The 24,304-nt window shown below is 52.8% G+C and carries 16 protein-coding genes, 6 tRNA genes and 3 rRNA genes; 2 read left to right on the forward strand and 23 right to left on the reverse strand.

Annotated elements, in window-relative coordinates:
* Positions 1-98: 98 nt before the first annotated feature.
* The 12 genes from rpoB to HF675_RS22165 form a co-directional block, all read right to left on the reverse strand.
* Complete coding sequence (gene rpoB / locus HF675_RS22110; RefSeq protein WP_105229429.1) at positions 99-4,127, reverse strand: DNA-directed RNA polymerase subunit beta; 4,029 nt, start codon at positions 4,125-4,127, stop codon at positions 99-101.
* Positions 4,128-4,456: 329 nt separating this feature from the next.
* A complete protein-coding gene (gene rplL, locus HF675_RS22115) occupies positions 4,457-4,825 on the reverse strand; it encodes a 50S ribosomal protein L7/L12 (RefSeq protein ID WP_015344225.1) in 369 nt (122 codons plus the stop codon).
* A 63-nt stretch (positions 4,826-4,888) separates the two neighbouring features.
* A complete protein-coding gene (gene rplJ, locus HF675_RS22120) occupies positions 4,889-5,386 on the reverse strand; it encodes a 50S ribosomal protein L10 (RefSeq protein WP_015344224.1) in 498 nt (165 codons plus the stop codon).
* 327 nt (positions 5,387-5,713) lie between these two features.
* Complete coding sequence (gene rplA / locus HF675_RS22125; protein ID WP_105229428.1) at positions 5,714-6,418, reverse strand: 50S ribosomal protein L1; 705 nt, start codon at positions 6,416-6,418, stop codon at positions 5,714-5,716.
* Between the two features lie 3 nt (positions 6,419-6,421).
* On the reverse strand, positions 6,422-6,850 hold the full coding sequence (rplK, locus tag HF675_RS22130) for a 50S ribosomal protein L11 (RefSeq protein WP_004089458.1): 429 nt from the start codon (positions 6,848-6,850) through the stop codon (positions 6,422-6,424).
* A 162-nt stretch (positions 6,851-7,012) separates the two neighbouring features.
* Positions 7,013-7,558: a transcription termination/antitermination protein NusG gene (nusG, locus tag HF675_RS22135; RefSeq protein ID WP_004929914.1), complete on the reverse strand. Its 546-nt coding sequence runs from the start codon at positions 7,556-7,558 to the stop codon at positions 7,013-7,015.
* A 1-nt stretch (position 7,559) separates the two neighbouring features.
* Positions 7,560-7,943, reverse strand: a complete 384-nt coding sequence (gene secE, locus HF675_RS22140; protein ID WP_105229427.1) for a preprotein translocase subunit SecE — start codon at positions 7,941-7,943, stop codon at positions 7,560-7,562.
* A 257-nt stretch (positions 7,944-8,200) separates the two neighbouring features.
* Positions 8,201-9,385, reverse strand: a complete 1,185-nt coding sequence (gene tuf / locus HF675_RS22145; protein ID WP_105229426.1) for an elongation factor Tu — start codon at positions 9,383-9,385, stop codon at positions 8,201-8,203.
* A gap of 110 nt (positions 9,386-9,495) precedes the next feature.
* Positions 9,496-9,571 (reverse strand) — tRNA-Thr (locus HF675_RS22150).
* Between the two features lie 6 nt (positions 9,572-9,577).
* Positions 9,578-9,652 (reverse strand) — tRNA-Gly (locus tag HF675_RS22155).
* Between the two features lie 186 nt (positions 9,653-9,838).
* A tRNA-Tyr gene (locus HF675_RS22160) sits at positions 9,839-9,923 on the reverse strand.
* A gap of 23 nt (positions 9,924-9,946) precedes the next feature.
* Positions 9,947-10,022 (reverse strand) — tRNA-Thr (locus HF675_RS22165).
* A gap of 397 nt (positions 10,023-10,419) precedes the next feature.
* On the opposite strand from HF675_RS22165, the gene HF675_RS22170 reads away from it, so the two are divergent.
* Positions 10,420-10,968, forward strand: a complete 549-nt coding sequence (locus tag HF675_RS22170) for a GNAT family N-acetyltransferase (RefSeq protein ID WP_105229425.1) — start codon at positions 10,420-10,422, stop codon at positions 10,966-10,968.
* Between the two features lie 223 nt (positions 10,969-11,191).
* Positions 11,192-12,142 carry a type I pantothenate kinase gene (gene coaA / locus HF675_RS22175; RefSeq protein WP_105229424.1) on the forward strand — a complete coding sequence of 317 codons (951 nt, stop codon included), beginning with the start codon at positions 11,192-11,194 and terminating at the stop codon, positions 12,140-12,142.
* Between the two features lie 41 nt (positions 12,143-12,183).
* Here the strand turns inward: coaA and birA are convergent, their stop codons facing one another.
* From birA to pepQ, 11 genes are all read right to left on the reverse strand, one after another.
* The gene (birA, locus tag HF675_RS22180) at positions 12,184-13,146 is read right to left on the reverse strand and encodes a bifunctional biotin--[acetyl-CoA-carboxylase] ligase/biotin operon repressor BirA (RefSeq protein ID WP_105229423.1); all 963 of its coding nucleotides are present in this window, start codon (positions 13,144-13,146) and stop codon (positions 12,184-12,186) included.
* Positions 13,143-14,180, reverse strand: a complete 1,038-nt coding sequence (gene murB, locus HF675_RS22185) for a UDP-N-acetylmuramate dehydrogenase (RefSeq protein WP_105229422.1) — start codon at positions 14,178-14,180, stop codon at positions 13,143-13,145. Before murB ends, birA begins: the two co-directional genes overlap by 4 nt.
* 422 nt (positions 14,181-14,602) lie before the next feature.
* Positions 14,603-14,718: ribosomal RNA gene (gene rrf / locus HF675_RS22190) — 5S ribosomal RNA — on the reverse strand.
* Positions 14,719-14,897: 179 nt separating this feature from the next.
* Positions 14,898-17,805 (reverse strand): 23S ribosomal RNA (locus HF675_RS22195).
* Positions 17,806-18,012: 207 nt separating this feature from the next.
* Positions 18,013-18,088 (reverse strand) — tRNA-Ala (locus tag HF675_RS22200).
* A gap of 129 nt (positions 18,089-18,217) precedes the next feature.
* Positions 18,218-18,294 (reverse strand) — tRNA-Ile (locus HF675_RS22205).
* Positions 18,295-18,368: 74 nt separating this feature from the next.
* A 16S ribosomal RNA gene (locus HF675_RS22210) occupies positions 18,369-19,909 on the reverse strand.
* Together the 16S, 23S and 5S rRNA genes with 2 tRNA genes alongside form the textbook arrangement of a ribosomal RNA operon.
* A gap of 405 nt (positions 19,910-20,314) precedes the next feature.
* Positions 20,315-20,836 carry a menaquinone-dependent protoporphyrinogen IX dehydrogenase gene (gene hemG, locus HF675_RS22215; RefSeq protein ID WP_105229421.1) on the reverse strand — a complete coding sequence of 174 codons (522 nt, stop codon included), beginning with the start codon at positions 20,834-20,836 and terminating at the stop codon, positions 20,315-20,317.
* Positions 20,837-20,857: 21 nt separating this feature from the next.
* The gene (gene trkH / locus HF675_RS22220; protein WP_105229420.1) at positions 20,858-22,309 is read right to left on the reverse strand and encodes a Trk system potassium transporter TrkH; all 1,452 of its coding nucleotides are present in this window, start codon (positions 22,307-22,309) and stop codon (positions 20,858-20,860) included.
* A 34-nt stretch (positions 22,310-22,343) separates the two neighbouring features.
* Positions 22,344-22,958: an IMPACT family protein gene (locus HF675_RS22225; RefSeq protein ID WP_187043795.1), complete on the reverse strand. Its 615-nt coding sequence runs from the start codon at positions 22,956-22,958 to the stop codon at positions 22,344-22,346.
* Positions 22,958-24,289: a Xaa-Pro dipeptidase gene (gene pepQ / locus HF675_RS22230; RefSeq protein WP_187043796.1), complete on the reverse strand. Its 1,332-nt coding sequence runs from the start codon at positions 24,287-24,289 to the stop codon at positions 22,958-22,960. Before pepQ ends, HF675_RS22225 begins: the two co-directional genes overlap by 1 nt.
* Positions 24,290-24,304 lie beyond the last annotated feature (15 nt).

A 24,304-nucleotide genomic window follows, 5' to 3' on the forward strand; every position in this document is an offset into this window, starting at 1 on the left:
GTTAAACCTGTTGGGAAGAGGCAAACATCGCCTCTTCCCGTGTGACCTGAACAACCACGCTCAGGCTCCTAGGCGAGGAGCCTGAGGCTGAAAGCCGATTACTCGTCTTCCAGTTCGATGTTGATACCCAGCGAGCGGATCTCTTTCAACAATACGTTGAAGGATTCCGGCATGCCCGGTTCCATACGGTGGTCGCCATCCACGATGTTTTTGTACATCTTGGTACGGCCGTTAACGTCATCCGACTTAACGGTAAGCATTTCCTGCAGGGTATAAGCTGCGCCGTATGCTTCCAGCGCCCACACTTCCATCTCACCGAAGCGTTGGCCACCGAACTGCGCTTTACCACCCAGAGGCTGCTGCGTAACCAGGCTGTAAGAACCGGTTGAACGAGCGTGCATTTTATCGTCAACCAGGTGGTTCAGTTTCAGCATGTACATATAGCCTACGGTTACCTGGCGCTCAAATTGCTCGCCGGTACGGCCATCGAACAGCGTAATCTGACCGGAGGTCGGGATACCGCCCATTTCCAGCAGTTTCTTGATTTCAGTCTCTCTCGCACCATCGAACACCGGCGTTGCGATTGGCATACCTTTTTTCAGGTTCTCTGCCAGACGCATCACTTCGTCATCGCTGAAGGTGTTCAGGTCGACTTTCTGGCAAACGTCGTCACCCAGATCGTAGGCTTTCTGGATGAATTCACGCAGTTTGGCCACTTCCTGCTGCTGCTTGAGCATCTGGTTGATCTTCTCACCAATGCCTTTCGCCGCCATACCCAGGTGGGTTTCCAGGATCTGACCGATGTTCATACGTGATGGTACGCCCAGCGGGTTCAGTACGATGTCTACCGGCGTGCCGTTTTCATCGTAAGGCATATCTTCGATCGGGTTGATCTTGGAGATAACACCCTTGTTACCGTGGCGACCTGCCATTTTATCACCCGGCTGGATCTGACGTTTAACCGCCAGGTACACCTTGACGATTTTCAGCACGCCAGGTGCCAGATCGTCGCCTTGGGTGATCTTACGACGCTTGGCTTCCAGTTTCTTCTCGAAGTCGGCTTTCAGTTCGTCGTACTGCTCGGCCAGCTGCTCCAGCTGGTTTTGCTTCTCTTCGTCGGTCAGGCCCAGTTCCAGCCAGCGATCGCGCGGCAGTTGGCTCAGCTTGTCAGCTTCAACGCCGCCGGCAACCAGCACCGCGTGGATACGCGCAAACAGACCGGCTTCCAGGATCTGCAGTTCTTCAGTCAGGTCTTTCTTCGCCTGCTTCAGCTGCATCTCTTCGATTTCTAGCGCACGCTTGTCTTTTTCCACGCCATCGCGGGTAAAGACCTGTACGTCGATAACGGTACCGGAAACGCCGTTCGGCACACGCAGAGAAGAGTCTTTCACATCGGACGCTTTCTCACCGAAGATCGCACGCAGCAGTTTCTCTTCTGGCGTCAGCTGGGTCTCGCCTTTCGGCGTTACCTTACCAACCAGAATGTCGCCGCCGGTCACTTCCGCACCGATGTATACGATACCGGATTCATCCAGTTTAGAGAGCGCAGCTTCACCCACGTTCGGGATATCGGCGGTGATCTCTTCAGGCCCCAGTTTGGTGTCGCGCGACACGCAAGCCAGTTCCTGGATGTGGATGGTGGTGAAGCGGTCTTCCTGGACTACGCGTTCGGACACCAAGATGGAGTCTTCGAAGTTGTAACCGTTCCAAGGCATGAACGCCACACGCATGTTCTGACCCAGCGCCAGTTCACCCAGATCGGTAGACGGGCCGTCTGCCAGCACGTCGCCGCGCTCGATAGGCTCGCCCAGATTGACACATGGCATCTGGTTGATGCAGGTGTTCTGGTTGGAACGGGTGTACTTGGTCAGGTTATAAATGTCGATGCCTGCTTCGCCCGGGTACATCTCGTCTTCGTTAACTTTGATAACGATACGGGAAGCATCCACGTACTGGATCACACCGCCGCGTTTGGCAACGGCGGTTACGCCGGAGTCAACCGCTACTGCGCGTTCCATACCGGTACCGACCAACGGCTTGTCAGCACGCAGGGTTGGCACCGCCTGACGTTGCATGTTCGCACCCATCAATGCACGGTTGGCGTCATCGTGTTCCAGGAATGGAATCAGAGACGCACCAACGGATACAACCTGCTGGGTGGAAACGTCCATATAGTCAACCTGATCGCGGCTGAACAGGCTGGATTCGCCCTTGCTGCGGCAGGTGACCAAGTCTTCCACGAAGCGGCCGTCATCATCCAGGTTGGAGTTAGCCTGGGCGATAACAAAGTTGCCTTCTTCAATGGCGGACAGGTAATTGATTTCATCGGTAACCACGCCGTCACGCACGCGGCGGTACGGGGTTTCCAGGAAGCCATACTCGTTAGTCTGTGCGTACACGGACAGGGAGTTGATCAGACCGATGTTCGGACCTTCCGGGGTTTCGATTGGACATACACGACCGTAGTGGGTTGGGTGTACGTCACGTACTTCGAAGCCGGCGCGCTCACGGGTCAGACCGCCCGGGCCCAATGCGGAGATACGACGCTTGTGCGTGATCTCGGACAGCGGGTTGTTCTGGTCCATAAACTGGGACAGCTGGCTTGAGCCGAAGAACTCTTTCACCGCCGCCGAAATCGGCTTGGCGTTGATCATGTCCTGAGGCATCAGGGTGTCCAGGTCGCCCAGAGACAGACGCTCTTTCACCGCACGCTCAACGCGCACCAGACCTACGCGGAACTGGTTCTCAGCCATTTCGCCCACGGAGCGGATGCGACGGTTGCCGAGGTGGTCGATATCGTCCACTTCGCCTTTACCGTTACGGATGTCGATGAGCTTCTTCATCACATCGATGATGTCTTCCTGGCTCAGGATACCTGAACCTTCGATCTCGTCGCGCAGCAGAGAACGGTTGAACTTCATACGGCCGACCGCGGACAGATCGTAGCGGTCTTCGGAGAAGAACAGGTTCTCGAACAGGCTTTCTGCTGCTTCACGCGTCGGTGGCTCGCCAGGACGCATCATGCGGTAGATCTCAACCAGCGCGCTCAGGCGGTCATTGGTCGGGTCGACACGCAGCGTCTCGGAGATGTAGGCGCCGTGATCCAGATCGTTGGTGAACAGCGTTTCGATACGCTTGTGACCAGACTGGCTCAGCTTCGCCAGCAGATCCAGCGACAGCTCCATGTTGGCGGAGCAGATCAGTTCGCCGGTATTGGTATCGATGTAGTCTTTGGCGACCACTTTGCCCGCGATGTACTCAACCGGCACTTCGATACTCTTGATATCGTCTTTTTCAAGCTGACGGATATGGCGAGCGGTGATGCGACGGCCTTTCTCAACGTAGATTTTGCCGTTGGCTTCGATATCAAACGAAGCGGTCTCACCACGCAGACGCTCAGGAACCAGCTCCATCTGCAGCTTGTTGTCGCGGATTTCGAAAACAACTTTCTCGAAGAACAGGTCAAGGATCTGTTCTGAGGTGTAGTTCAGCGCGCGCAGAATGATCGAGGCCGGCAGTTTACGACGGCGGTCGATACGCACGAACAGGTTGTCTTTCGGGTCAAACTCGAAGTCCAACCAAGAACCGCGGTAAGGGATGATGCGTGCGTTATACAGCACTTTACCCGAAGAGTGGGTTTTACCCTTATCGCTGTCGAAGAATACGCCAGGACTACGGTGCAGCTGGGATACGATAACCCTCTCAGTACCGTTAATAACAAAGGTACCGTTTTCGGTCATGAGCGGAATTTCGCCCATGTAGACTTCTTGTTCCTTGATGTCTTTGACCGTACCTTCTGGTGCTTCTCGCTCATAGATGACCAGGCGCAGTTTAACGCGCAGCGGTGCAGAGAACGTCACACCACGAATCTGGCACTCTTTGACGTCGAACACCGGCTCACCAAGACGGTAGCTAACGTATTGCAGCTCCGAATTGCCACTGTAGCTCTGGATTGGGAATACAGAACGGAAGGCGGCTTCAAGGCCGTACTGCCCTTCTGGATCTTGCTCGATAAACTTCTGGAACGAGTCAAGCTGGATAGAAAGGAGATATGGCACATCCAACACTTGTGGACGCTTACCAAAATCCTTACGAATACGTTTTTTCTCGGTATAGGAGTAAACCATAGGGTTCCTCAGCTCGCTGAAAAGTAGAACCTCTCTGTCCGTCCGATTAGGACAGTTCATGCAACACTATTTTGTCGACCGGAAAGCGAGGACACTTTCCGCAATACCTCTTGCTATCACTCTTAAACCATTTCATTGCACCTGCCCCCAGAACTCCTGGAGCGCACAGCTGCAGTATATTAAGTCGTCGATAGAAACAAATATTGGGAGGCAATCCAGTAGCCAAACAGTGTGAAACGCTACTGGCGCCCTACAGCGCAAAAAGGCTGGTGACTAAAAAGTCACCAGCCATCAGCCTAATCGCTTAGGCTGCAACCGGAAGGGTTGGCTTATTTAACTTCAACTTCAGCGCCAGCTTCTTCCAGAGATTTTTTCAGAGCTTCAGCGTCATCTTTGCTCACGCCTTCTTTCAGAGCGGCTGGAGCAGATTCAACCAGGTCTTTAGCTTCTTTCAGACCCAGGCCGGTAGCGCCACGTACTGCTTTGATAACAGCAACTTTGTTAGCGCCTGCAGCTTTCAGGATAACGTCGAATTCAGTTTTCTCTTCAGCAGCTTCAGCAGCACCGCCAGCAGCAACAGCTACAGCAGCAGCAGCAGAAACACCGAATTTTTCTTCCATAGCGGAAACCAGCTCAACAACGTCCATTACGGACATAGCAGCTACTGCTTCCAGGATTTGGTCTTTAGTGATAGACATAACAATTGTTCCTAAGATTCAGAAATAGTTTAAATACGTTAGCAAAGGCTAAGAAAGAGCGGCTTATGCAGCTTCTTTCTGATCGCGCACAGCAGCCAGAGTACGAACCAGTTTGCCGGCAGCGGCTTCTTTCATGGTCGACATCAGGCGTGCGATTGCTTCTTCGTAAGTTGGCAGCGTTGCCAGGCGGTCGATTTGCGCCGCAGGGATCAGCTCACCTTCAAAGGCCGCAGCTTTAACCTCGAACTCTGCATTCGCTTTCGCGAACTCTTTGAACAGACGAGCAGCAGCGCCCGGGTGTTCAGTAGAGAATGCAATCAAGGTTGGACCGACAAACGTGTCTTTCAGGCATTCGAATGGAGTGCCTTCAACAACGCGACGCATCAGGGTGTTGCGAACAACACGCATGTAAACGCCAGCTTCACGACCTGCTTTACGCAGTTCAGTCATTTTACCTACGGTAACGCCGCGGGAATCCGCAACAACCGCAGACAGCGCGCCTTTGGCTACTTCGTTGACTTCAGCAACAATCGCTTGTTTGTCTTGAAGATTTAATGCCATTAGCTTTTTGCTCCTGGATTAGCCGGGGAACATCCCCGGAACTCACTTCACTTAATCGCTGCCGAAACAGCAGATCAAGCGGCTTAACACGGTGAGCAGAATCCAGCAAAGACATTCTTTTATAAAAAATTTCTTTAGGCTCTGTCACCGTCTACGCAGGAAAATTAAGTATCTTGCGATACACCTGCGGTCTTGGACGGAGGCCTGGATTAGGCCAGGCTCCAACCGAAAATTCTTGTGTCCCGCCGATAAAAACGGCAGAACCTTGGGGCATAAGATTCTAGGCGAAAATATGCCCCAAGTCAAAGCGATTAATCGTCTAAACGATTAGCTCGCTACAGCAGTCAGGCCGCTCTGATCGATAGCAACGCCAGCACCCATGGTGGTGGAGAGGCTAACTTTCTTGATGTAAACGCCTTTAGCCTGAGATGGTTTCGCTTTTTTCAGCGCAACCAGCAGGGCTTCCAGGTTTTCTTTCAGCTGAGCTGCTTCGAAATCAACCTTACCGATAGTGGTATGGATGATGCCGTTTTTGTCGTTACGGTAACGAATCTGACCTGCTTTAGCGTTTTTCACTGCTTCAGCAACGTTCGGCGTAACGGTACCCACTTTCGGGTTTGGCATCAGGCCACGTGGACCCAGAACCTGGCCCAGTTGGCCAACAACGCGCATTGCATCTGGAGATGCGATAACAACGTCAAAGTTCATTTCGCCTTTCTTGATCTGATCGGCCAGATCTTCCATGCCTACCAGCTCTGCGCCAGCTGCTTTTGCAGCTTCAGCGTTAGGGCCTTGAGCGAAGACGGCAACGCGTACGCTGCGACCGGTGCCGTGTGGCAGAACGGTAGCGCCGCGAACGTTTTGATCAGATTTACGCGCGTCGATGCCCAGGTTAACGGCAACGTCTACGCTTTCTACGAATTTAGCGGTGGCCAGCTCTTTCAGCAGAGCAACAGCTTCGGTGATGTCATACTGTTTAGTAGCATCAACTTTGTCACGGATCACGCGCATGCGCTTGGTCAGCTTAGCCATCTATTAATCCTCCACTACCAGGCCCATGGAACGAGCAGTACCTTCGATGGAGCGAATCATCGCTTCAACGTCGGAACCAGTCATGTCCGCAGCTTTGGTTTCTGCGATTTCACGTACCTGAGCACTGGTCACTTTACCGACTTTGTCTTTGTTCGGCTTGCCAGAACCAGACTTGATACCAGCCGCTTTTTTCAGCAGAACTGCTGCTGGCGGAGTTTTGGTAACGAAGGTGAAGGAGCGATCAGAATAAACGGTAATAACAACCGGGATCGGCAGACCTTTTTCAATGCTGTCAGTCTTAGCATTGAACGCCTTACAGAATTCCATGATGTTAACACCTTGCTGACCCAGAGCTGGACCGACTGGCGGGCTCGGGTTAGCCATACCAGCTGCAACCTGCAGCTTAACGTAGGCTTGTACTTTCTTGGCCATTGAAATTTCCTCGTATGGGTAGTATCGCCTCGCAAGAGGCTCCCCGTGTTTCACCCCGCTCAAACCAATGAGCAAGGCCTCTAAAAACAAAAGGCGCGAAATTATAGTTTAATTTCGCGCCTCATACAAGACGTAAAGCCCGGATAGCTGATGATTAAACGATCAGCCTTTCTCCACCTGGCTGAAGTCCAGTTCTACCGGCGTTGCACGACCGAAGATGGAAACGGAAACCTTCAGGCGGCTCTTTTCGTAATCCACTTCTTCCACCACGCCGTTAAAGTCAGCAAACGGACCGTCGTTAACGCGCACCAGTTCACCCGGTTCGAACAGCGTTTTCGGACGTGGCTTATCGCCAACCTGCTGCAGGCGGTTCATGATGGCGTCAACTTCTTTGTCGCTGATTGGCGCAGGGCGATCCGACGTACCGCCAATAAAGCCCATCACGCGCGGAACGCTGCGCACCAAGTGCCAGCTGGCATCGTTCATCACCATTTGAACCAGCACGTAACCCGGGAAGAATTTGCGTTCGCTCTTACGACGCTGGCCACCACGGATTTCAACCACTTCTTCCGTAGGCACCATGACTTCGCCGAACAGCTCTTCCATATCGTGCAGTTTGATGTGTTCACGCAGCGATTGCGCTACGCGACCTTCAAAACCAGAAAACGCCTGAACGACGTACCAACGTTTTTTTGGAGCTTCAGACATTTTAGAACCTCAGGCCAGTAATAAACGATACCAGACGGACCAGAACGCCATCCAGCCCCCACAGAATCAAAGACATCACGGCAGTTACCGCGGCAACGATCAATGTGGTGTGCAGCGTTTCCTGGCGCGTTGGCCAAATCACTTTACGTACTTCGGTACGCGCTTCACGCGCGAACGCTACGGTGGCTTTACCTTTGGTCGTCATCAGGGCGATGGCGCCCGCAATAGCAATCACCACAACCACAGCCAGCGCACGCAATGGCAGGCTGAAATCGCGGTAGTAATAGTTACCGACAATAGCCACAACCAACAGAACGGCGACGATTAGCCACTTCATCACTTCCAGGCCGCGCCCGCTCCCTTGAGCCTCGGTATTCGCACTCATAAACCAACCTGTCACTTATGATTCAGAACAAACAACTTTGCCTCGCATTGCGAGGCAAACCAAACCGATTAGATGCTCTTCAAACAGCATTCGGTGTTTTACGCGATGACGTACCCTGTCAATACGCTTTTAAGAGCCCATCTCACCAATGATTATGAACGTAAAATCGCTGATGAGATAGGTTCTAGTTCACAGCGTAGAAAAAGGGCATCAAATGATGCCCTTTTACCGCGTGTCGCGTCAAATGTTATCAGCGATTAAGCGATAACTTTAGCAACAACACCCGCGCCTACGGTACGGCCGCCTTCACGGATTGCGAAACGCAGACCGTCGTCCATCGCGATTGGGTGAATCAGGGTTACTACCATGTTCACGTTGTCGCCTGGCATTACCATCTCTACGCCTTCTGGCAGTTCGATGGTACCGGTCACGTCAGTTGTACGGAAGTAGAACTGTGGACGGTAGCCTTTGAAGAACGGAGTATGACGGCCGCCTTCGTCTTTGGACAGAATGTACACTTCAGATTCGAACTGGGTGTGCGGCTTGATTGAACCTGGCTTCGCCAGTACCTGACCACGTTCGATTTCTTCACGCTTGATACCACGCAGCAGAACACCTACGTTCTCACCAGCACGGCCTTCGTCCAGCAGTTTGCGGAACATTTCTACGCCAGTACAGGTAGACTTAACGGTGTCTTTGATACCAACGATTTCAACTTCTTCACCGACTTTGATGATACCGCGCTCTACACGACCGGTAACAACGGTACCACGACCGGAGATGGAGAAGACGTCTTCGATTGGCAGCAGGAACGGCTTGTCTACAGCACGCTCTGGCTCTGGGATGTAGCTGTCCAGCGCTTCTGCCAGCTCAACAATCTTCGCTTCCCACTCGGCTTCGCCTTCCAGCGCTTTCAGCGCGGAACCACGGATTACCGGCAGGTCGTCGCCAGGGAAATCGTAAGCAGACAGCAGTTCGCGAACTTCCATCTCTACCAGTTCCAGCAGCTCTTCATCATCTACCATGTCGCATTTGTTCATGAATACGATGATGTAAGGTACGCCTACCTGGCGGCCCAGCAGGATGTGCTCACGGGTCTGAGGCATTGGGCCGTCAGTCGCTGCTACTACCAGGATTGCGCCGTCCATCTGCGCTGCACCGGTGATCATGTTTTTCACGTAGTCGGCGTGCCCTGGGCAGTCAACGTGCGCGTAGTGACGAGTCGGGGTGTCATACTCAACGTGAGAAGTGTTGATGGTGATACCACGAGCTTTTTCTTCTGGCGCGTTATCGATCTGGTCGAAAGCGCGAGCAGCACCGCCGTAGGTTTTAGACAGTACGGTAGTGATTGCAGCGGTCAGCGTTGTTTTACCATGGTCAACGTGGCCGATAGTACCGACGTTAACGTGCGGTTTTGTACGTTCAAACTTTTCTTTAGACATCGATTGTCCCTCTAAGACACGGATAAATCGGTGGTATCACCACATCAACCAAGCTTAATGCTTGCTGAATTCAGAACAGAAAGAGAATCAGGGGGCGAGAAAATAAGAAGTGGTGCTGATAGGCAGATTCGAACTGCCGACCTCACCCTTACCAAGGGTGCGCTCTACCAACTGAGCTATATCAGCACATCTTGGAGCGGGCAGTGGGAATCGAACCCACATCATCAGCTTGGAAGGCTGAGGTAATAGCCATTATACGATGCCCGCATCCTGGAACTCGGCTACCTGATTTTTCTGCAGATATTGGGATGGGGAAAGGACGGTTGGTCGCTGAATTCCTCACCCTTCGTTTTGTACAGCCTTAAACACGCTGTGCAAACCGGTTTACCTTCCCCGCCCGGCATTCATCATACTGGCTGCCGTGCGGTTTAACCTTACTAACAAGGTTAAAAATGGTGGTGGGGGAAGGATTCGAACCTTCGAAGTCTGTGACGGCAGATTTACAGTCTGCTCCCTTTGGCCGCTCGGGAACCCCACCAGATTTTAACTACAGGTACTTGATGGTGCCGGCTACCGGAATCGAACTGGTGACCTACTGATTACAAGTCAGTTGCTCTACCTACTGAGCTAAGCCGGCATCAAGTGCAGCGCATTCTAGGTAGAGAGCGCGGGCTATGCAACAAAAAAATTGCGTTCTGCGCACTTTCGCTCATAAAACAGTCGATTTTTGCATTTTGCAGCGGATTCAGCTCGCTCCGCGCGCAAATAACCATCAAACGCGACGACCATTCTGTACAATTTCATCCGCTTTTTGCAAGTCTTGAGCCGATGTTTCTGCGTGTCGGCCGGCTCAGTGCGATCAACTGACGGTGTCTCCCCCTTTCTTCAACGCCTGCATCATCAGCGAGCATGGCGCCCCATGATGGTGCAGACGCGCAAACGTACGTCACCCCGTTGACGTATCAGCAGTGGCTTCGGACGGTTGGCGTGCTTATTGCATGGGTTTCTTACCCGCATTAACCAAGGAGTTGTTGATGAAAATTGTACCGATAAATGCCAGTACGCTACCGGTCTACCGCAGCGAGTTGGCAGCACTGCTGCTGGATGCCGTAAAAGGGGGCGCATCAATCGGCTATACCGAGGACATTACGCCAGAAGAGGCGGCCAGCTACTTCCACGGCCTGCGCCCGGCGCTGGCGAAAGGCGAGCTACTGTTATGGATTGCCAGAGACGAAAGCGGTGTTACCGGTTGCGTGCAGCTGGAACTGTGCCAAAAACCCAATGGGCGCAACCGCGCAGAGGTTCAAAAGCTCCTGGTGCACAGCCAGGCGCGTCGTCAAGGCATCGGCCGCACGCTGATGAAAACCGTGGAAAATACGGCGCTACAGCATCAGCGCGGCCTGCTCTATCTCGATACGCAAGCTGGCAGCATCGCCGAATCGCTGTATCGTGCCATGGGGTACCACTGCCTCGGAGAACTGCCGGACTACGCCGCCACCCCAGATGGTTATTACCACCCTACCGTGATTTACTATAAGCGACTGTTCGCGGTCAATCCGGCATCCCGCTCACTGGCCAGCTGAACCCCGCGCGGTATCATTACTTTTCTCTGATATCGCCTTGTAACGCACGCATTCACAAGTGCGTGCCCGTTCGCACAATTACCATTCTCTCACCGCAATCGACAACAAAGTTGAAAAAAGTCTACGCCAAAAACGAAGCTGTCTATAATATGCAGCTTGTTTATTATCTGGAGTTGGCGTCCGGCGCCTTTCCCAACCTGCGTTAACAGGCAGAATTTGGCTTATGATAAAAAGAGATCAATCTTTAGCAACGCCGTACCTACAGTTCGATCGTACCCAATGGGCTGCGTTGCGAGATTCGGTGCCGCTGACGTTATCAGAAGAAGAAATTGTTAAACTGAAAGGGATTAACGAAGATCTCTCTTTAGAGGAAGTCGCGCAGATCTACCTCCCCTTGTCGCGACTGTTGAACTTTTACATCAGTTCCAATCTACGCCGTCAGGCCGTTCTGGAGCAATTTCTTGGCACCGACGGGCAGAAAATTCCCTATGTGATCGGCATCGCCGGCAGCGTTGCCGTAGGTAAAAGCACCACCGCACGTCTGCTGCAGGCGCTGCTTAGCAGCTGGCCGGAACATCGCAGCGTTGAACTGGTCACCACCGATGGCTTCCTGCACCCCAACAGAGTACTGAACGAACGCGGTCTGATGAAAAAGAAAGGCTTCCCGCAGTCTTACGACATGCATAGCCTGGTGAAATTTGTCTCAGAAGTGAAATCAGGCGCTAAACGCGTCACCGCACCGGTTTACTCACACCTGATTTATGACGTCGTGCCCGATGGCAATAAGGTCATTGAACAGCCGGATATTCTGATTCTGGAAGGCCTGAACGTTCTGCAAAGCGGCATGGACTATCCGCACGACCCACACCACGTCTTTGTCTCAGACTTTGTCGATTTCTCTATTTACGTCGATGCACCTGCCGATCTGCTGCAGACCTGGTATATCAACCGCTTCCTGAAGTTCCGCCAGGGCGCGTTCTCCAACCCAAACTCCTATTTCCATAACTATGCCAAACTCTCGGAGAGTGAAGCGGTGAAAATCGCCACTCAGCTATGGAATGAGATTAATGGCTTAAATTTACAACAGAATATTCTGCCGACGCGTGAGCGCGCCAGTCTGATCATGACAAAAAGCGCCAATCATGCCGTCGAGCATGTGCGCCTTAGAAAGTAGCGTTTTGCAGGGGACAACCGTGTCCCCTGCTGGCTACACGATCACTCGGCACTGCGTAATGAGATCTCACCGCCGATAAAGGGTTTGATCACGCCATCCTGTTCAAGCAGCAATGCACCCTGCTGATCGATGCCGCGCGCAATCCCCAGGATCTGCTGCTCACCAATCAAGAGTTTGACCGGACGATCGATAAAGTTATCCAGCTCACGCCAACGTGCAATGAAAGGCGACAGTCCTTCACTTTCAAACTGCCGCAATGACTGACGCATCTCATTGAGTAACGTAGCGGCAAGCTCATTGCGATCGATAGCAATCCCTGCCTCCTGTAGGTTAATCCAACCCTGATTAATACTGTCGCTCTGCGTATCCCGCATTGCCAGGTTGATACCGGCGCCGATCACAATCTGTGCAGCATCGCCGGTTTTACCGGTCAATTCAACGAGAATACCCGCCAGTTTTCGGTCATTCAGGTAAAGATCATTCGGCCACTTCACCCGGACTTTTTCTGCCCCCAAACGCTGCAGCACCTCGGTCATCACGATGCCGATCACCAGACTAAGGCCAATCGCCGCCGCCGGTCCCTGCTCCAAACGCCAAAACATCGACAAATAGAGGTTGGCACCGAACGGAGACACCCACTGGCGCCCGCGACGACCTCGCCCCGCCTGCTGATATTCTGCCACACAGGCATCGCCGGATTGCAAACTGGCGATACGATCGAGCAAATACTGGTTGGTTGAATCCACTACCGGCAACACCGTCACCTGCTTCTCATCCAGCAATGCTGTAATACGCTGCGCTTCCAGCAGTTGAATCGGCGCCGGCAGGCTGTAGCCTTTCCCCGGGACGGTAAACACGTCTACGCCCCACTCTCTGACGGTTTGAATATGCTTGTTAACCGCGGCACGGCTCATGCCCAAATATTCACCCAGCTGTTCACCCGAATGGAAATCTCCATCGGCCAGCATGGCGATGAGCTTTAATGGAACCGTCGTATCTCTCATGAAATAGCCTCTACAGCGTCTACTTCACCTGCCGATGCAATAAAGCGCACCTCAGGTTCAAGCCAGACGCTAAACTTCTCTGCAACCGTGTTGCGCACGTGGCGCGCCAGCGCAACGATATCCTGGCTAACGGCATTATCCTGGTTAATCAACACCAGCGCCTGCTTACTATGCACCGCAGCCCCGCCGATACGATAGCCTTTTAACGCGCATTGATCGATCAGCCACCCTGCGGCCAGTTTCACCCGACCATCCGCCTGCGGGAAATGCGGCATAGCAGGGTAAGCAGCTAACAGTTCTGTGGCCTGCTCCTTCTCCACCACCGGATTCTTGAAAAAGCTGCCGGCGTTGCCGGTTTCTCTCGGATCCGGGAGTTTACTGCGACGCATCGCGCAAACTGCGTCAAATACCTGATGCGGCGTTACCGTCTCTTTATCCAGCTTAGTCAGATCGCCATAGCTCAATAGCGGCTGCCACTGTTTATTCAGCCGTATACCGACGGCAACGATGAGATAGCCGACTTTAAACTGATGTTTGAAAATACTTTCCCGGTAGCCAAAGTTGCAGCGTTCAGGCACCATCCGATCGATCTCTCCGGTCGTCAGATTGAGCAGGTCGACGTATTCACAGACATCTTTCCATTCAACGCCATACGCGCCGATATTCTGGATAGGAGCCGAACCGACGCAGCCAGGGATCAGAGCCAGATTTTCCAAACCGGGCATACCGCCGTCGAGCGTTCTTTTTACCAGCTCATGCCAGCTCTCACCGGCGCTGACATGAAGATGCCAGCTATCCTGCTCTTCCCTGACCTTAATACCGTGCAGGCGGTTAATCATGACCGTGCCAGCAAAGTCTTCTAAAAACAGGACATTACTGCCCTCTCCAAGAACCAGCAGCGGCTCTTGACGTTTTTTCGTCTTCTGCCAGACCTTAATCATTAACTCGATGTTCTCTGCAATGACCAATTGCGCTGCATTGACCGGGAGCGCAAAGGTATTGTGATTTTTTAAAGACGCGCTTTCAGTAGACATGATATTGAATACCCATTCCGGAATAATTGCACTTAGTCTACTCGAATAAATTTTTGTGGCTATTATTTGTTTTTTGATAATGCGTAGTAGCAGGCAAAATCATGAAACAAAGCAAGGTGACTCTCAATCTATCTGGATGAAATATCGCAATAATTCCAGACTCATGGCAATAGAAAATTATTCTGCACGCGATCAGACTAATAACACAGTCGTAGAGGAAACGTATAAATACATTGTTTATTAGCGTAGTAATTTATTTCAGCTTTATATGCTTTCCCAATGGATAAACATCGACTGAATAAACAATAACCCAACTATACGTATTATTACTGGGTCACCAGGCATGGATATTACAGATTATTTAGCGATGAATAACGCAAAAAGCCTCATGCTTTCGCATGAGGCTTCTTACTTTGTTTGATGCCTGGCAGTGTCCTACTCTCGCATGGGGAGACCCCACACTACCATCGGCGCTACGGCGTTTCACTTCTGAGTTCGGCATGGGGTCAGGTGGGACCACCGCGCTATTGCCGCCAGGCAAATTCTGTTTCAATCAACCCGCAACGCTTCCACGTCGCCAGTCAATCCAATCTCGGAACTTCGCTGAAAATTATTCGTATCATCCTGATACTCACCCCTTCGGGGCCAACGCTCCGCGTTGTTCAAAATCGTTCCCGACGATTTTGTCATCCGTCTCTAAAACACCTTCGGTGTTGTAAGGTTAAGCCTCACGGTTCATTAGTACTGGTTAGCTCAATGCATCGCTGCACTTACACACCCAGCCTATCAACGTCTTAGTCTTAAACGTTCCTTCAGGGGCCTTAAAGGCCCAGGGAAGACTCATCTTGAGGCAAGTTTCGCGCTTAGATGCTTTCAGCGCTTATCTTTTCCGCACTTAGCTACCGGGCAATGCCATTGGCATGACAACCCGAACACCAGTGGTGCGTTCACTCCGGTCCTCTCGTACTAGGAGCAACCCCTCTCAATCTTCCAACGCCCACGGCAGATAGGGACCGAACTGTCTCACGACGTTCTAAACCCAGCTCGCGTACCACTTTAAATGGCGAACAGCCATACCCTTGGGACCTACTTCAGCCCCAGGATGTGATGAGCCGACATCGAGGTGCCAAACACCGCCGTCGATATGAACTCTTGGGCGGTATCAGCCTGTTATCCCCGGAGTACCTTTTATCCGTTGAGCGATGGCCCTTCCATTCAGAACCACCGGATCACTAAGACCTGCTTTCGCACCTGCTCGAGCCGTCACTCTCGCAGTCAAGCTAGCTTATGCCTTTGCACTAACCTCACGATGTCCGACCGTGATTAGCTAACCTTCGTGCTCCTCCGTTACTCTTTGGGAGGAGACCGCCCCAGTCAAACTACCCACCAGACACTGTCCTCACCCCCGATTAGGGGGCCGAGTTAGAACATCAAACATTAAAGGGTGGTATTTCAAGGTTGGCTCCATGCAGACTGGCGTCCACACTTCAAAGCCTCCCACCTATCCTACACATCAAGGCTCAATGTTCAGTGTCAAGCTATAGTAAAGGTTCACGGGGTCTTTCCGTCTTGCCGCGGGTACACTGCATCTTCACAGCGAGTTCAATTTCACTGAGTCTCGGGTGGAGACAGCCTGGCCATCATTACGCCATTCGTGCAGGTCGGAACTTACCCGACAAGGAATTTCGCTACCTTAGGACCGTTATAGTTACGGCCGCCGTTTACCGGGGCTTCGATCAAGAGCTTCTGGTTACCCATAACCCCATCAATTAACCTTCCGGCACCGGGCAGGCGTCACACCGTATACGTCCACTTTCGTGTTTGCACAGTGCTGTGTTTTTATTAAACAGTTGCAGCCAGCTGGTATCTGCGACTGGCTTCAGCTCCATCCGCAAGGGACTTCACCTACGCGCCAGCGTGCCTTCTCCCGAAGTTACGGCACCATTTTGCCTAGTTCCTTCACCCGAGTTCTCTCAAGCGCCTGGGTATTCTCTACCTGACCACCTGTGTCGGTTTGGGGTACGATTTCGTGTTACCTGGAGCTTAGAGGCTTTTCCTGGAAGCTTGGCATCAACTACTTCTGCACCGTAGTGCATCGTCATCACGCCTCAGGGTTAACAAGTAACCGGATTTACCAGGTCACTCCCCCTACACGCTTAAACCGAGACAACCGTCGCTCGGCTAGCCTAGCCTTCTCCGTCCCCCCTTCGCAGTAACACCAAGTACAGGAATATTAACCTGTTTCCCATCGACTACGCTTTTCAGCCTCGCCTTAGGGGTCGACTCACCCTGCCCCGATTAACGTTGGACAGGAACCCTTGGTCTTCCGGCGTGCGGGTTTTTCACCCGCATTATCGTTACTTATGTCAGCATTCGCACTTCTGATACCTCCAGCATGCCTCGCAGCACACCTTCAACGGCTTACAGAACGCTCCCCTACCCAACAACGCATAAGCGTCGCTGCCGCAGCTTCGGTGCATGGTTTAGCCCCGTTACATCTTCCGCGCAGGCCGACTCGACCAGTGAGCTATTACGCTTTCTTTAAATGATGGCTGCTTCTAAGCCAACATCCTGGCTGTCTGTGCCTTCCCACATCGTTTCCCACTTAACCATGACTTTGGGACCTTAGCTGGCGGTCTGGGTTGTTTCCCTCTTCACGACGGACGTTAGCACCCGCCGTGTGTCTCCCGTGATAACATTCTTCGGTATTCGGAGTTTGCATCGGTTTGGTAAGCCGGGATGGCCCCCTAGCCGAAACAGTGCTCTACCCCCGAAGATGAGTTCACGAGGCGCTACCTAAATAGCTTTCGGGGAGAACCAGCTATCTCCCGGTTTGATTGGCCTTTCACCCCCAGCCACAAGTCATCCGCTAATTTTTCAACATTAGTCGGTTCGGTCCTCCAGTTAGTGTTACCCAACCTTCAACCTGCCCATGGCTAGATCACCGGGTTTCGGGTCTATACCTTGCAACTAGACGCCCAGTTAAGACTCGGTTTCCCTACGGCTCCCCTATTCGGTTAACCTTGCTACAAAATATAAGTCGCTGACCCATTATACAAAAGGTACGCAGTCACACCACGAAGGTGCTCCCACTGCTTGTACGTACACGGTTTCAGGTTCTATTTCACTCCCCTCGCCGGGGTTCTTTTCGCCTTTCCCTCACGGTACTGGTTCACTATCGGTCAGTCAGGAGTATTTAGCCTTGGAGGATGGTCCCCCCATATTCAGACAGGATAACACGTGTCCCGCCCTACTCATCGAACTCACGACCTGTGCATCTTCGTGTACGGGACTATCACCCTTTACTGTGCGACTTTCCAGACGCTTCCACTGACACACAAGCCGATTCAGGTTCTGGGCTCTTCCCCGTTCGCTCGCCGCTACTGGGGGAATCTCGGTTGATTTCTTTTCCTCGGGGTACTTAGATGTTTCAGTTCCCCCGGTTCGCCTCATGCCACTATGTATTCATGACATGATAGTGTGTCGAAACACACTGGGTTTCCCCATTCGGGTATCGTCGGTTATAACGGTTCATATCACCTTACCGACGCTTTTCGCAGATTAGCACGCCCTTCATCGCCTCTGACTGCCTAGGCATCCACCGTGTACGCTTAGTCACTTAACCTCACAACCCGAAGGTGTCTTTCGACATCGTCGCGTTGCTACATTTGAGAGACTCTATGACAGGTTACTCCTCATCCCGAACGTCTACGGGGGACAAGTTTCAGCTGCCATGTTTCAATTTTCAGCTTGTTCCAGATTGTTAAAGAGCAAAATACTTCGCAGCATACTGTTGCCAATATACTCTGAAGTATTGATTTTCGGACTTATATGGTGGAGCTAAGCGGGATCGAACCGCTGACCTCCTGCGTGCAAGGCAGGCGCTCTCCCAGCTGAGCTATAGCCCCATATAATCGCGTGCAATACCTTTGTTATTACCAACTCGTAAAGAGTTAATTCTTTCTTAGGCAAGGCATGCGACCGGGAAGTTTACTTTGGTAAACGACCGAGAGCATAACGCAGCATAAGGAAGAATTTGGTAGGCCTGAGTGGACTTGAACCACCGACCTCACCCTTATCAGGGGTGCGCTCTAACCACCTGAGCTACAAGCCTATAAAGGTATTTCTGCTCGTTACTTTTTCATCAGACAATCTGTGTGGACACTGCACAGTCAGGATATCTTTAGGTAAGGAGGTGATCCAACCGCAGGTTCCCCTACGGTTACCTTGTTACGACTTCACCCCAGTCATGAATCACAAAGTGGTAAGCGCCCTCCCGAAGGTTAAGCTACCTACTTCTTTTGCAACCCACTCCCATGGTGTGACGGGCGGTGTGTACAAGGCCCGGGAACGTATTCACCGTAGCATTCTGATCTACGATTACTAGCGATTCCGACTTCATGGAGTCGAGTTGCAGACTCCAATCCGGACTACGACGTACTTTATGAGGTCCGCTTGCCTTCGCAGGTTCGCTTCTCTTTGTATACGCCATTGTAGCACGTGTGTAGCCCTACTCGTAAGGGCCATGATGACTTGACGTCATCCCCACCTTCCTCCAGTTTATCACTGGCAGTCTCCTTTGAGTTCCCGGCCGAACCGCTGGCAACAAAGGATAAGGGTTGCGCTCGTTGCGGGACTTAACCCAACATTTCACAACACGAGCTGACGACAGCCATGCAGCACCTGTCTCAGAGTTCCCGAAGGCACCAATCCATCTCTGGAAAGTTCTCTGGATGTCAAGAGTAGGTAAGGTTCTTCGCGTTGCATCGAATTAAACCACATGCTCCACCGCTTGTGCGGGCCCCCGTCAATTCATTTGAGTTTTAACCTTGCGGCCGTACTCCCCAGGCGGTCGATTTAACGCGTTAGCTCCGGAAGCCACGCCTCAAGGGCACAACCTCCAAATCGACATCGTTTACGGCGTGGACTACCAGGGTATCTAATCCTGTTTGCTCCCCACGCTTTCGCACCTGAGCGTCAGTCTTCGTCCAGGGGGCCGCCTTCGCCACCGGTATTCCTCCAGATCTCTACGCATTTCACCGCTACACCTGGAATTCTACCCCCCTCTACGAGACTCTAGTCTGCCAGTTTCAAATGCAGTTCCCAAGTTAAGCTCGGGGATTTCACATCTGACTTAACAAACCGCCTGCGTGCGCTTTACGCCCAGTAATTCCGATTAACGCTTGCACCCTCCGTATTACCGCGGCTGCTGGCACGGAGTTAGCCGGTGCTTCTTCTGCGAGTAACGTCAATGTAATGCCGTATTAAGACACTACCCTTCCTCCTCGCTGAAAGTGCTTTACAACCCGAAGGCCTTCTTCACACACGCGGCATGGCTGCATCAGGCTTGCGCCCATTGTGCAATATTCCCCACTGCTGCCTCCCGTAGGAGTCTGGACCGTGTCTCAGTTCCAGTGTGGCTGGTCATCCTCTCAGACCAGCTAGGGATCGTCGCCTAGGTGAGCCATTACCCCACCTACTAGCTAATCCCATCTGGGCACATCCGATGGTGTGAGGCCCGAAGGTCCCCCACTTTGGTCCGAAGACGTTATGCGGTATTAGCCACCGTTTCCAGTGGTTATCCCCTCCATCGGGCAGTTTCCCAGACATTACTCACCCGTCCGCCGCTCGCCGGCAAAGTAGCAAGCTACTTTCCGCTGCCGCTCGACTTGCATGTGTTAGGCCTGCCGCCAGCGTTCAATCTGAGCCATGATCAAACTCTTCAATTAAAAGCTTGATTCGCTAAGTTAATAGCTGTTGCTCAAAGATTTACTGCATGAATTTTACTTCAGTTAGTCACTCTTCAAGACTTGATATTTTTTTTGCATCCGAGGATGCTGGATATCGTCTTGTGAGTGCCCACACAGATTGTCTGATAAATTGTTAAAGAGCATCGCCGGAGATAATTCTCATCGGCGCGGGCTGCGTATACTACGCTTTTCGCCCGGAGAGTCAAGCGTTTATTTCGCTTTCTTCTCGCTGACCCGGCGGCTTGTCAGTCGTTGTTCCCGGTCAGTGGAGGCGCATTATAGGGAGTTCTCAGAACGCCGCAACCCCTAATTTCAAAAAATTTTTCAACTGCCTTCTTTTTCAACAAAACGCTGCTCAAGCCAGCGTTTTTGTCACTTTTCATACTAAAGCTGGCGAAATTCCTGGGCAAAGCGCTCGACCTCACGCCAATCCGTGTACTCCACTTCTTTACTGCTATCCGTTTCTCCCCCGGTCATACGCATAATGAACTGAATCATAATACGGTCGAACCAGCGATAACGCGGATAACGCAGCGCGCCGGCAAAGACCGCACACTGTGTCGGTTGCCATGGCGAAGACAGCAGGAACTTACGGGTATAAGGATTAGTTTGGGGTGAACGCTTGTCTGGCTTGCGCGCCGTCAGGTTGACTGAGAAAAAGGCGCTCGGCATTTGGTTCAGGCGTTCAGCATGACGTTTTACAAACTTATCCAACCCAGGATGGAAATGCCCGTAGCGAATCGAGGCGCCGATCATGATGCGTTGATACTGCCTGAGATCGACGTTTTCCGCCTGAAGCAGATCGACCACATCACAGCACATCGCCTCTTGCAGTTTGTTCGCAATATAAGAAGCGATTGCGTGAGTCTGCCCATCGCGACTTGAATAGAGAATCAGTGCCTTCATGGCGTTACTCCTTATCTAGGATCATTCACGCCAGAAGGTCGGCGTAAACAGAACCAGCAGTGTGAAAACTTCAAGGCGCCCGAACAGCATCGTCAACACCAGTATCCACTTCGCCGGCGGCGGCATAGTCGTAAAGTTATCGGCGACAACCCCCAGACCCGGGCCCAGGTTGTTCAGCGTGGCGGTCACGGCAGCAAAGGCGGAGAAATCATCTACACCGGTAGCGATAATCGCCAGCATGCTGACGATAAACACCAGCGCGTAAGCGGAGAAGAACCCCCATACTGCTTCTAATATACGTTCGGGTAACGCACGGTTACCCAGCTTAATGGTATACACCGCATTGGGATGCACCAGCCTTTTCAGTTCACGCGACCCCTGCAGATACAGCAGTAAAATGCGGATTACCTTCAAGCCACCGCCGGTAGAACCGGCGCAGCCGCCGATAAAGGCGGAACACAGCAGCAACATAGGCAAGAACAGCGGCCATTTGGCGATGCTGTCAGTCGTGAAACCTGCCGTCGTCGCCATGGACACCACCTGGAAAAACGCCTGGTTGATCGTTTCCATACCTGACTGATAGACGCCATGCCCCCACAGGATCACCGAACACACCACCACCAGCGTCAATTGCACAAAGATAAACATGCGGAATTCAGGGTCGCGCCAGTACACTTTAAGGCTGCGGCCGCTCAATAACGCAAAGTGCAAACCATAGTTACAGCCGGAAATCAGCAGGAACACGGCGATGATGGTGTTAATTGTCGGACTGGCGTAATAGCCGATGCTGGCGTCGTGGGTGGAGAAACCGCCAATGGCGATGGTTGAAAAGCTATGACCAATAGCGTCGAACGCCGACATCCCGGCACCCCACAGTGCCAATGCGCAGGCTAAGGTCAACAGCACATAGATAAGCCACAGTGTTTTCGCCGTTTCCGCAATCCTCGGACGCATTTTATTGTCTTTCAACGGCCCCGGCATTTCTGCACGGTACAGCTGCATCCCGCCGACGCCGAGAATAGGTAAAATAGCGACCGCCAGCACGATGATCCCCATCCCGCCCATCCACTGCAGCATCTGCCGGTAGAACAAAATGGCTTTTGGCAGCGAGTCCAACCCGACCAGCGTCGTTGCGCCAGTGGTGGTCAAACCGGAAAAGGATTCGAAAAATGCATCGGTAAGCGAGAGATTGGGCCGCTCAGAAAACAGGAAGGGTAAAGCCCCCACGCTGCCCAGCACCGTCCAGAAAAGCACCACGATCAGAAATCCTTCGCGCGGCTTCAGCTCATGCTTTTGTTTACGGTTCGGCCACCACAGCAGTAGGCCGATAGTGACAGCGACAAAGAAGGTCTGCGTAAATGCCCGTCCCGCGCCATCGCGGTAAATCAACGCCACCAGCCCAGGGAGGAACATTGTCCCGGAGAATAAGATGACCAATACACCTACGATACGGGTTATGGCGCGAAAATGCATTTCACACGATCCTTAGCAATTTAATTGGAGGGAATTATTGCGAAATGGGGGTTAATTGCAAATTACCGCGACTCAGATCACGTAATTTATTCCCAAAGGTCTCGGTTTCCGTTGCCGGCAAGGCCAGATGCAACACAACATCCGCACCGTATTCGCCGTGCAGAATCCGCCCTTCCATTTGCTGTAGCAGGTTCTCAACCAACGCCAGCTGCGCATAGTCGCATTGCAAAGTATATTCCAACTGCGGCACTTTGCTGACCAACGGCAGCAGCTTTAACGCCTGCTGTACCCCGCTGCCGTAGGCCTTGACCAGGCCACCGGTGCCTAATTTAATCCCGCCGTAGTAGCGTACCACCACTGCGGTTATCTCCCCCACGCCGCTGCCCATCAGCTGGGCCAGGATCGGTTTCCCTGCTGTGCCGGAAGGCTCGCCGTCGTCGGAAAACCCCAACTGCTGCGAATCCTCCGGCGCGCCGGCGACAAAAGCCCAGCAGTGGTGCCGGGCCGTTGGATGCTCTTCTCTGACCCGCTGAATAAAAGCTTTAGCCGCTTCCACACCGCAGGTCGGTGCCAACAGCGTAATAAAGCGGCTTTTCTTTATCTCCTCACTGACGCTGATAGCCTCTGCAGGAACCGGGTATGCTTCCATCACGCCAAATTAAGATCGCGCGTCATGTTTTCCACCCGCTTTTCATGAATCACGACGTTGTCTTCAATGCGGATGCCGCCGTAAGCCTTCAGCATATCAATGCGCTCCCAGGCAAAGTGTTTGGCGAACTCGCCTCTGCGCCACGGCGCCAACAGAGACTCAATAAAATACAGCCCCGGCTCAATGGTCAATACCATGCCCGGCTGCAGCACCCGCGTACAGCGCAGGAACGGATATTTGGCCGGCGCCGCCAGATGGGTGCCGTTTTCATCCTGCATAAAGCCGGCGGCGTCATGCACCTGCAACCCCAACGGGTGGCCCAGACCATGCGGCAGGAACGGGCAGGTCAGCCCTTGTTCAACCATCGCCTCTTCGCTGATGTCATTCACCAGGCGGTGTTTCTTCAGCAGGCTGGCCAAACGCTGATGCATCTGCACGTGGTAATCGGTATAACGCACGCCGGGCTTCAGCGTGCCGATCAGCGCCAGCTGTTCAGCATTGAGGTCTTTAATCAGGGCGGCGAAATCGCTATCGCCGTCCGCCGCATAGGTGCGCGTCAAGTCCGCTGCATAACCGTTATATTCCGCACCGGCATCGATCAGGAAGCTGCGCATGTCGGACGGCGGCTGATGATCGAGCGTGGTGTAGTGCAGCACGGCGGCGTGTTCATTCAGCGCCACGATATTGCCGTAAGGCACGTCAGTGTCGCGGTGGCCGGTCGCAGTCAGATAAGCCTGGTTGATATCAAACTCGCTCATGCCGGACAGAAAAGCTTCACGCGCCGCCTTATGGCCCGTCACCGCCGTTTTCTGCGCGGCGCGCATGCAGGCCTGTTCGTAACCGGTTTTGATCGAACGATGGAAATCAAGGTAGTTCAGCACCGCCTGCGGATTGATATTATCTTCCGCAATGCCCAACTCCCGCGCCCGCTGCTGGGCATAGCCGAGATAGCCGACGCGCTCGCGCTGTGCCGGCAGAAGCTGACCAATATCGCCGGCATTGGCCAGCGGCATCAGATCGACGGATTGCGTCCAGAAGCTGTTCGGCAGAGGCTCGACGCTGTGCCAATAATCCACCGGCGAATAGAACCACAGCTTCGGTTTGTTAACGCCATCAATCCATAACCAGCAGTTCGGCACCGACGTCACCGGCACCCACGCTTTAAAATGCGCGTTGACCTTGAACGGATAGTGGTGGTCATCCTGAAAGACCCGCAACAACTCGCCGGAATGAATCAGCAGCGCGTCCAGTTTATTGCGCGCCAACACATCGCGTGCGCGGTTTTGCAGTTCATTCAGATGTTCGTTATACAAAGAAGCCAGCGTTTCCATCACAGTACCTTTATG

This window comes from Serratia sp. JUb9, from assembly GCF_014298095.1.
Classification (GTDB): domain Bacteria; phylum Pseudomonadota; class Gammaproteobacteria; order Enterobacterales; family Enterobacteriaceae; genus Serratia_B; species Serratia_B rhizosphaerae.

Excerpts from the sequence above, each read along its gene's own strand:
- trkH (WP_105229420.1), bottom strand. The coding sequence starts at position 22,309 with ATGCATTTTCGCGCCATAACCCGTATCGTAGGTGTATTGGTCATCTTA.
- HF675_RS22170 (WP_105229425.1), top strand. The coding sequence starts at position 10,420 with ATGAAAATTGTACCGATAAATGCCAGTACGCTACCGGTCTACCGCAGC.
- rpoB (WP_105229429.1), bottom strand. The coding sequence starts at position 4,127 with ATGGTTTACTCCTATACCGAGAAAAAACGTATTCGTAAGGATTTTGGT.
- HF675_RS22225 (WP_187043795.1), bottom strand. The coding sequence starts at position 22,958 with ATGGAAGCATACCCGGTTCCTGCAGAGGCTATCAGCGTCAGTGAGGAG.
- rplJ (WP_015344224.1), bottom strand. The coding sequence starts at position 5,386 with ATGGCATTAAATCTTCAAGACAAACAAGCGATTGTTGCTGAAGTCAAC.
- tuf (WP_105229426.1), bottom strand. The coding sequence starts at position 9,385 with ATGTCTAAAGAAAAGTTTGAACGTACAAAACCGCACGTTAACGTCGGT.
- hemG (WP_105229421.1), bottom strand. The coding sequence starts at position 20,836 with ATGAAGGCACTGATTCTCTATTCAAGTCGCGATGGGCAGACTCACGCA.
- birA (WP_105229423.1), bottom strand. The coding sequence starts at position 13,146 with ATGAGAGATACGACGGTTCCATTAAAGCTCATCGCCATGCTGGCCGAT.
- nusG (WP_004929914.1), bottom strand. The coding sequence starts at position 7,558 with ATGTCTGAAGCTCCAAAAAAACGTTGGTACGTCGTTCAGGCGTTTTCT.
- pepQ (WP_187043796.1), bottom strand. The coding sequence starts at position 24,289 with ATGGAAACGCTGGCTTCTTTGTATAACGAACATCTGAATGAACTGCAA.
- coaA (WP_105229424.1), top strand. The coding sequence starts at position 11,192 with ATGATAAAAAGAGATCAATCTTTAGCAACGCCGTACCTACAGTTCGAT.
- rplA (WP_105229428.1), bottom strand. The coding sequence starts at position 6,418 with ATGGCTAAGCTGACCAAGCGCATGCGCGTGATCCGTGACAAAGTTGAT.
- secE (WP_105229427.1), bottom strand. The coding sequence starts at position 7,943 with ATGAGTGCGAATACCGAGGCTCAAGGGAGCGGGCGCGGCCTGGAAGTG.
- rplK (WP_004089458.1), bottom strand. The coding sequence starts at position 6,850 with ATGGCCAAGAAAGTACAAGCCTACGTTAAGCTGCAGGTTGCAGCTGGT.
- murB (WP_105229422.1), bottom strand. The coding sequence starts at position 14,180 with ATGTCTACTGAAAGCGCGTCTTTAAAAAATCACAATACCTTTGCGCTC.
- rplL (WP_015344225.1), bottom strand. The coding sequence starts at position 4,825 with ATGTCTATCACTAAAGACCAAATCCTGGAAGCAGTAGCTGCTATGTCC.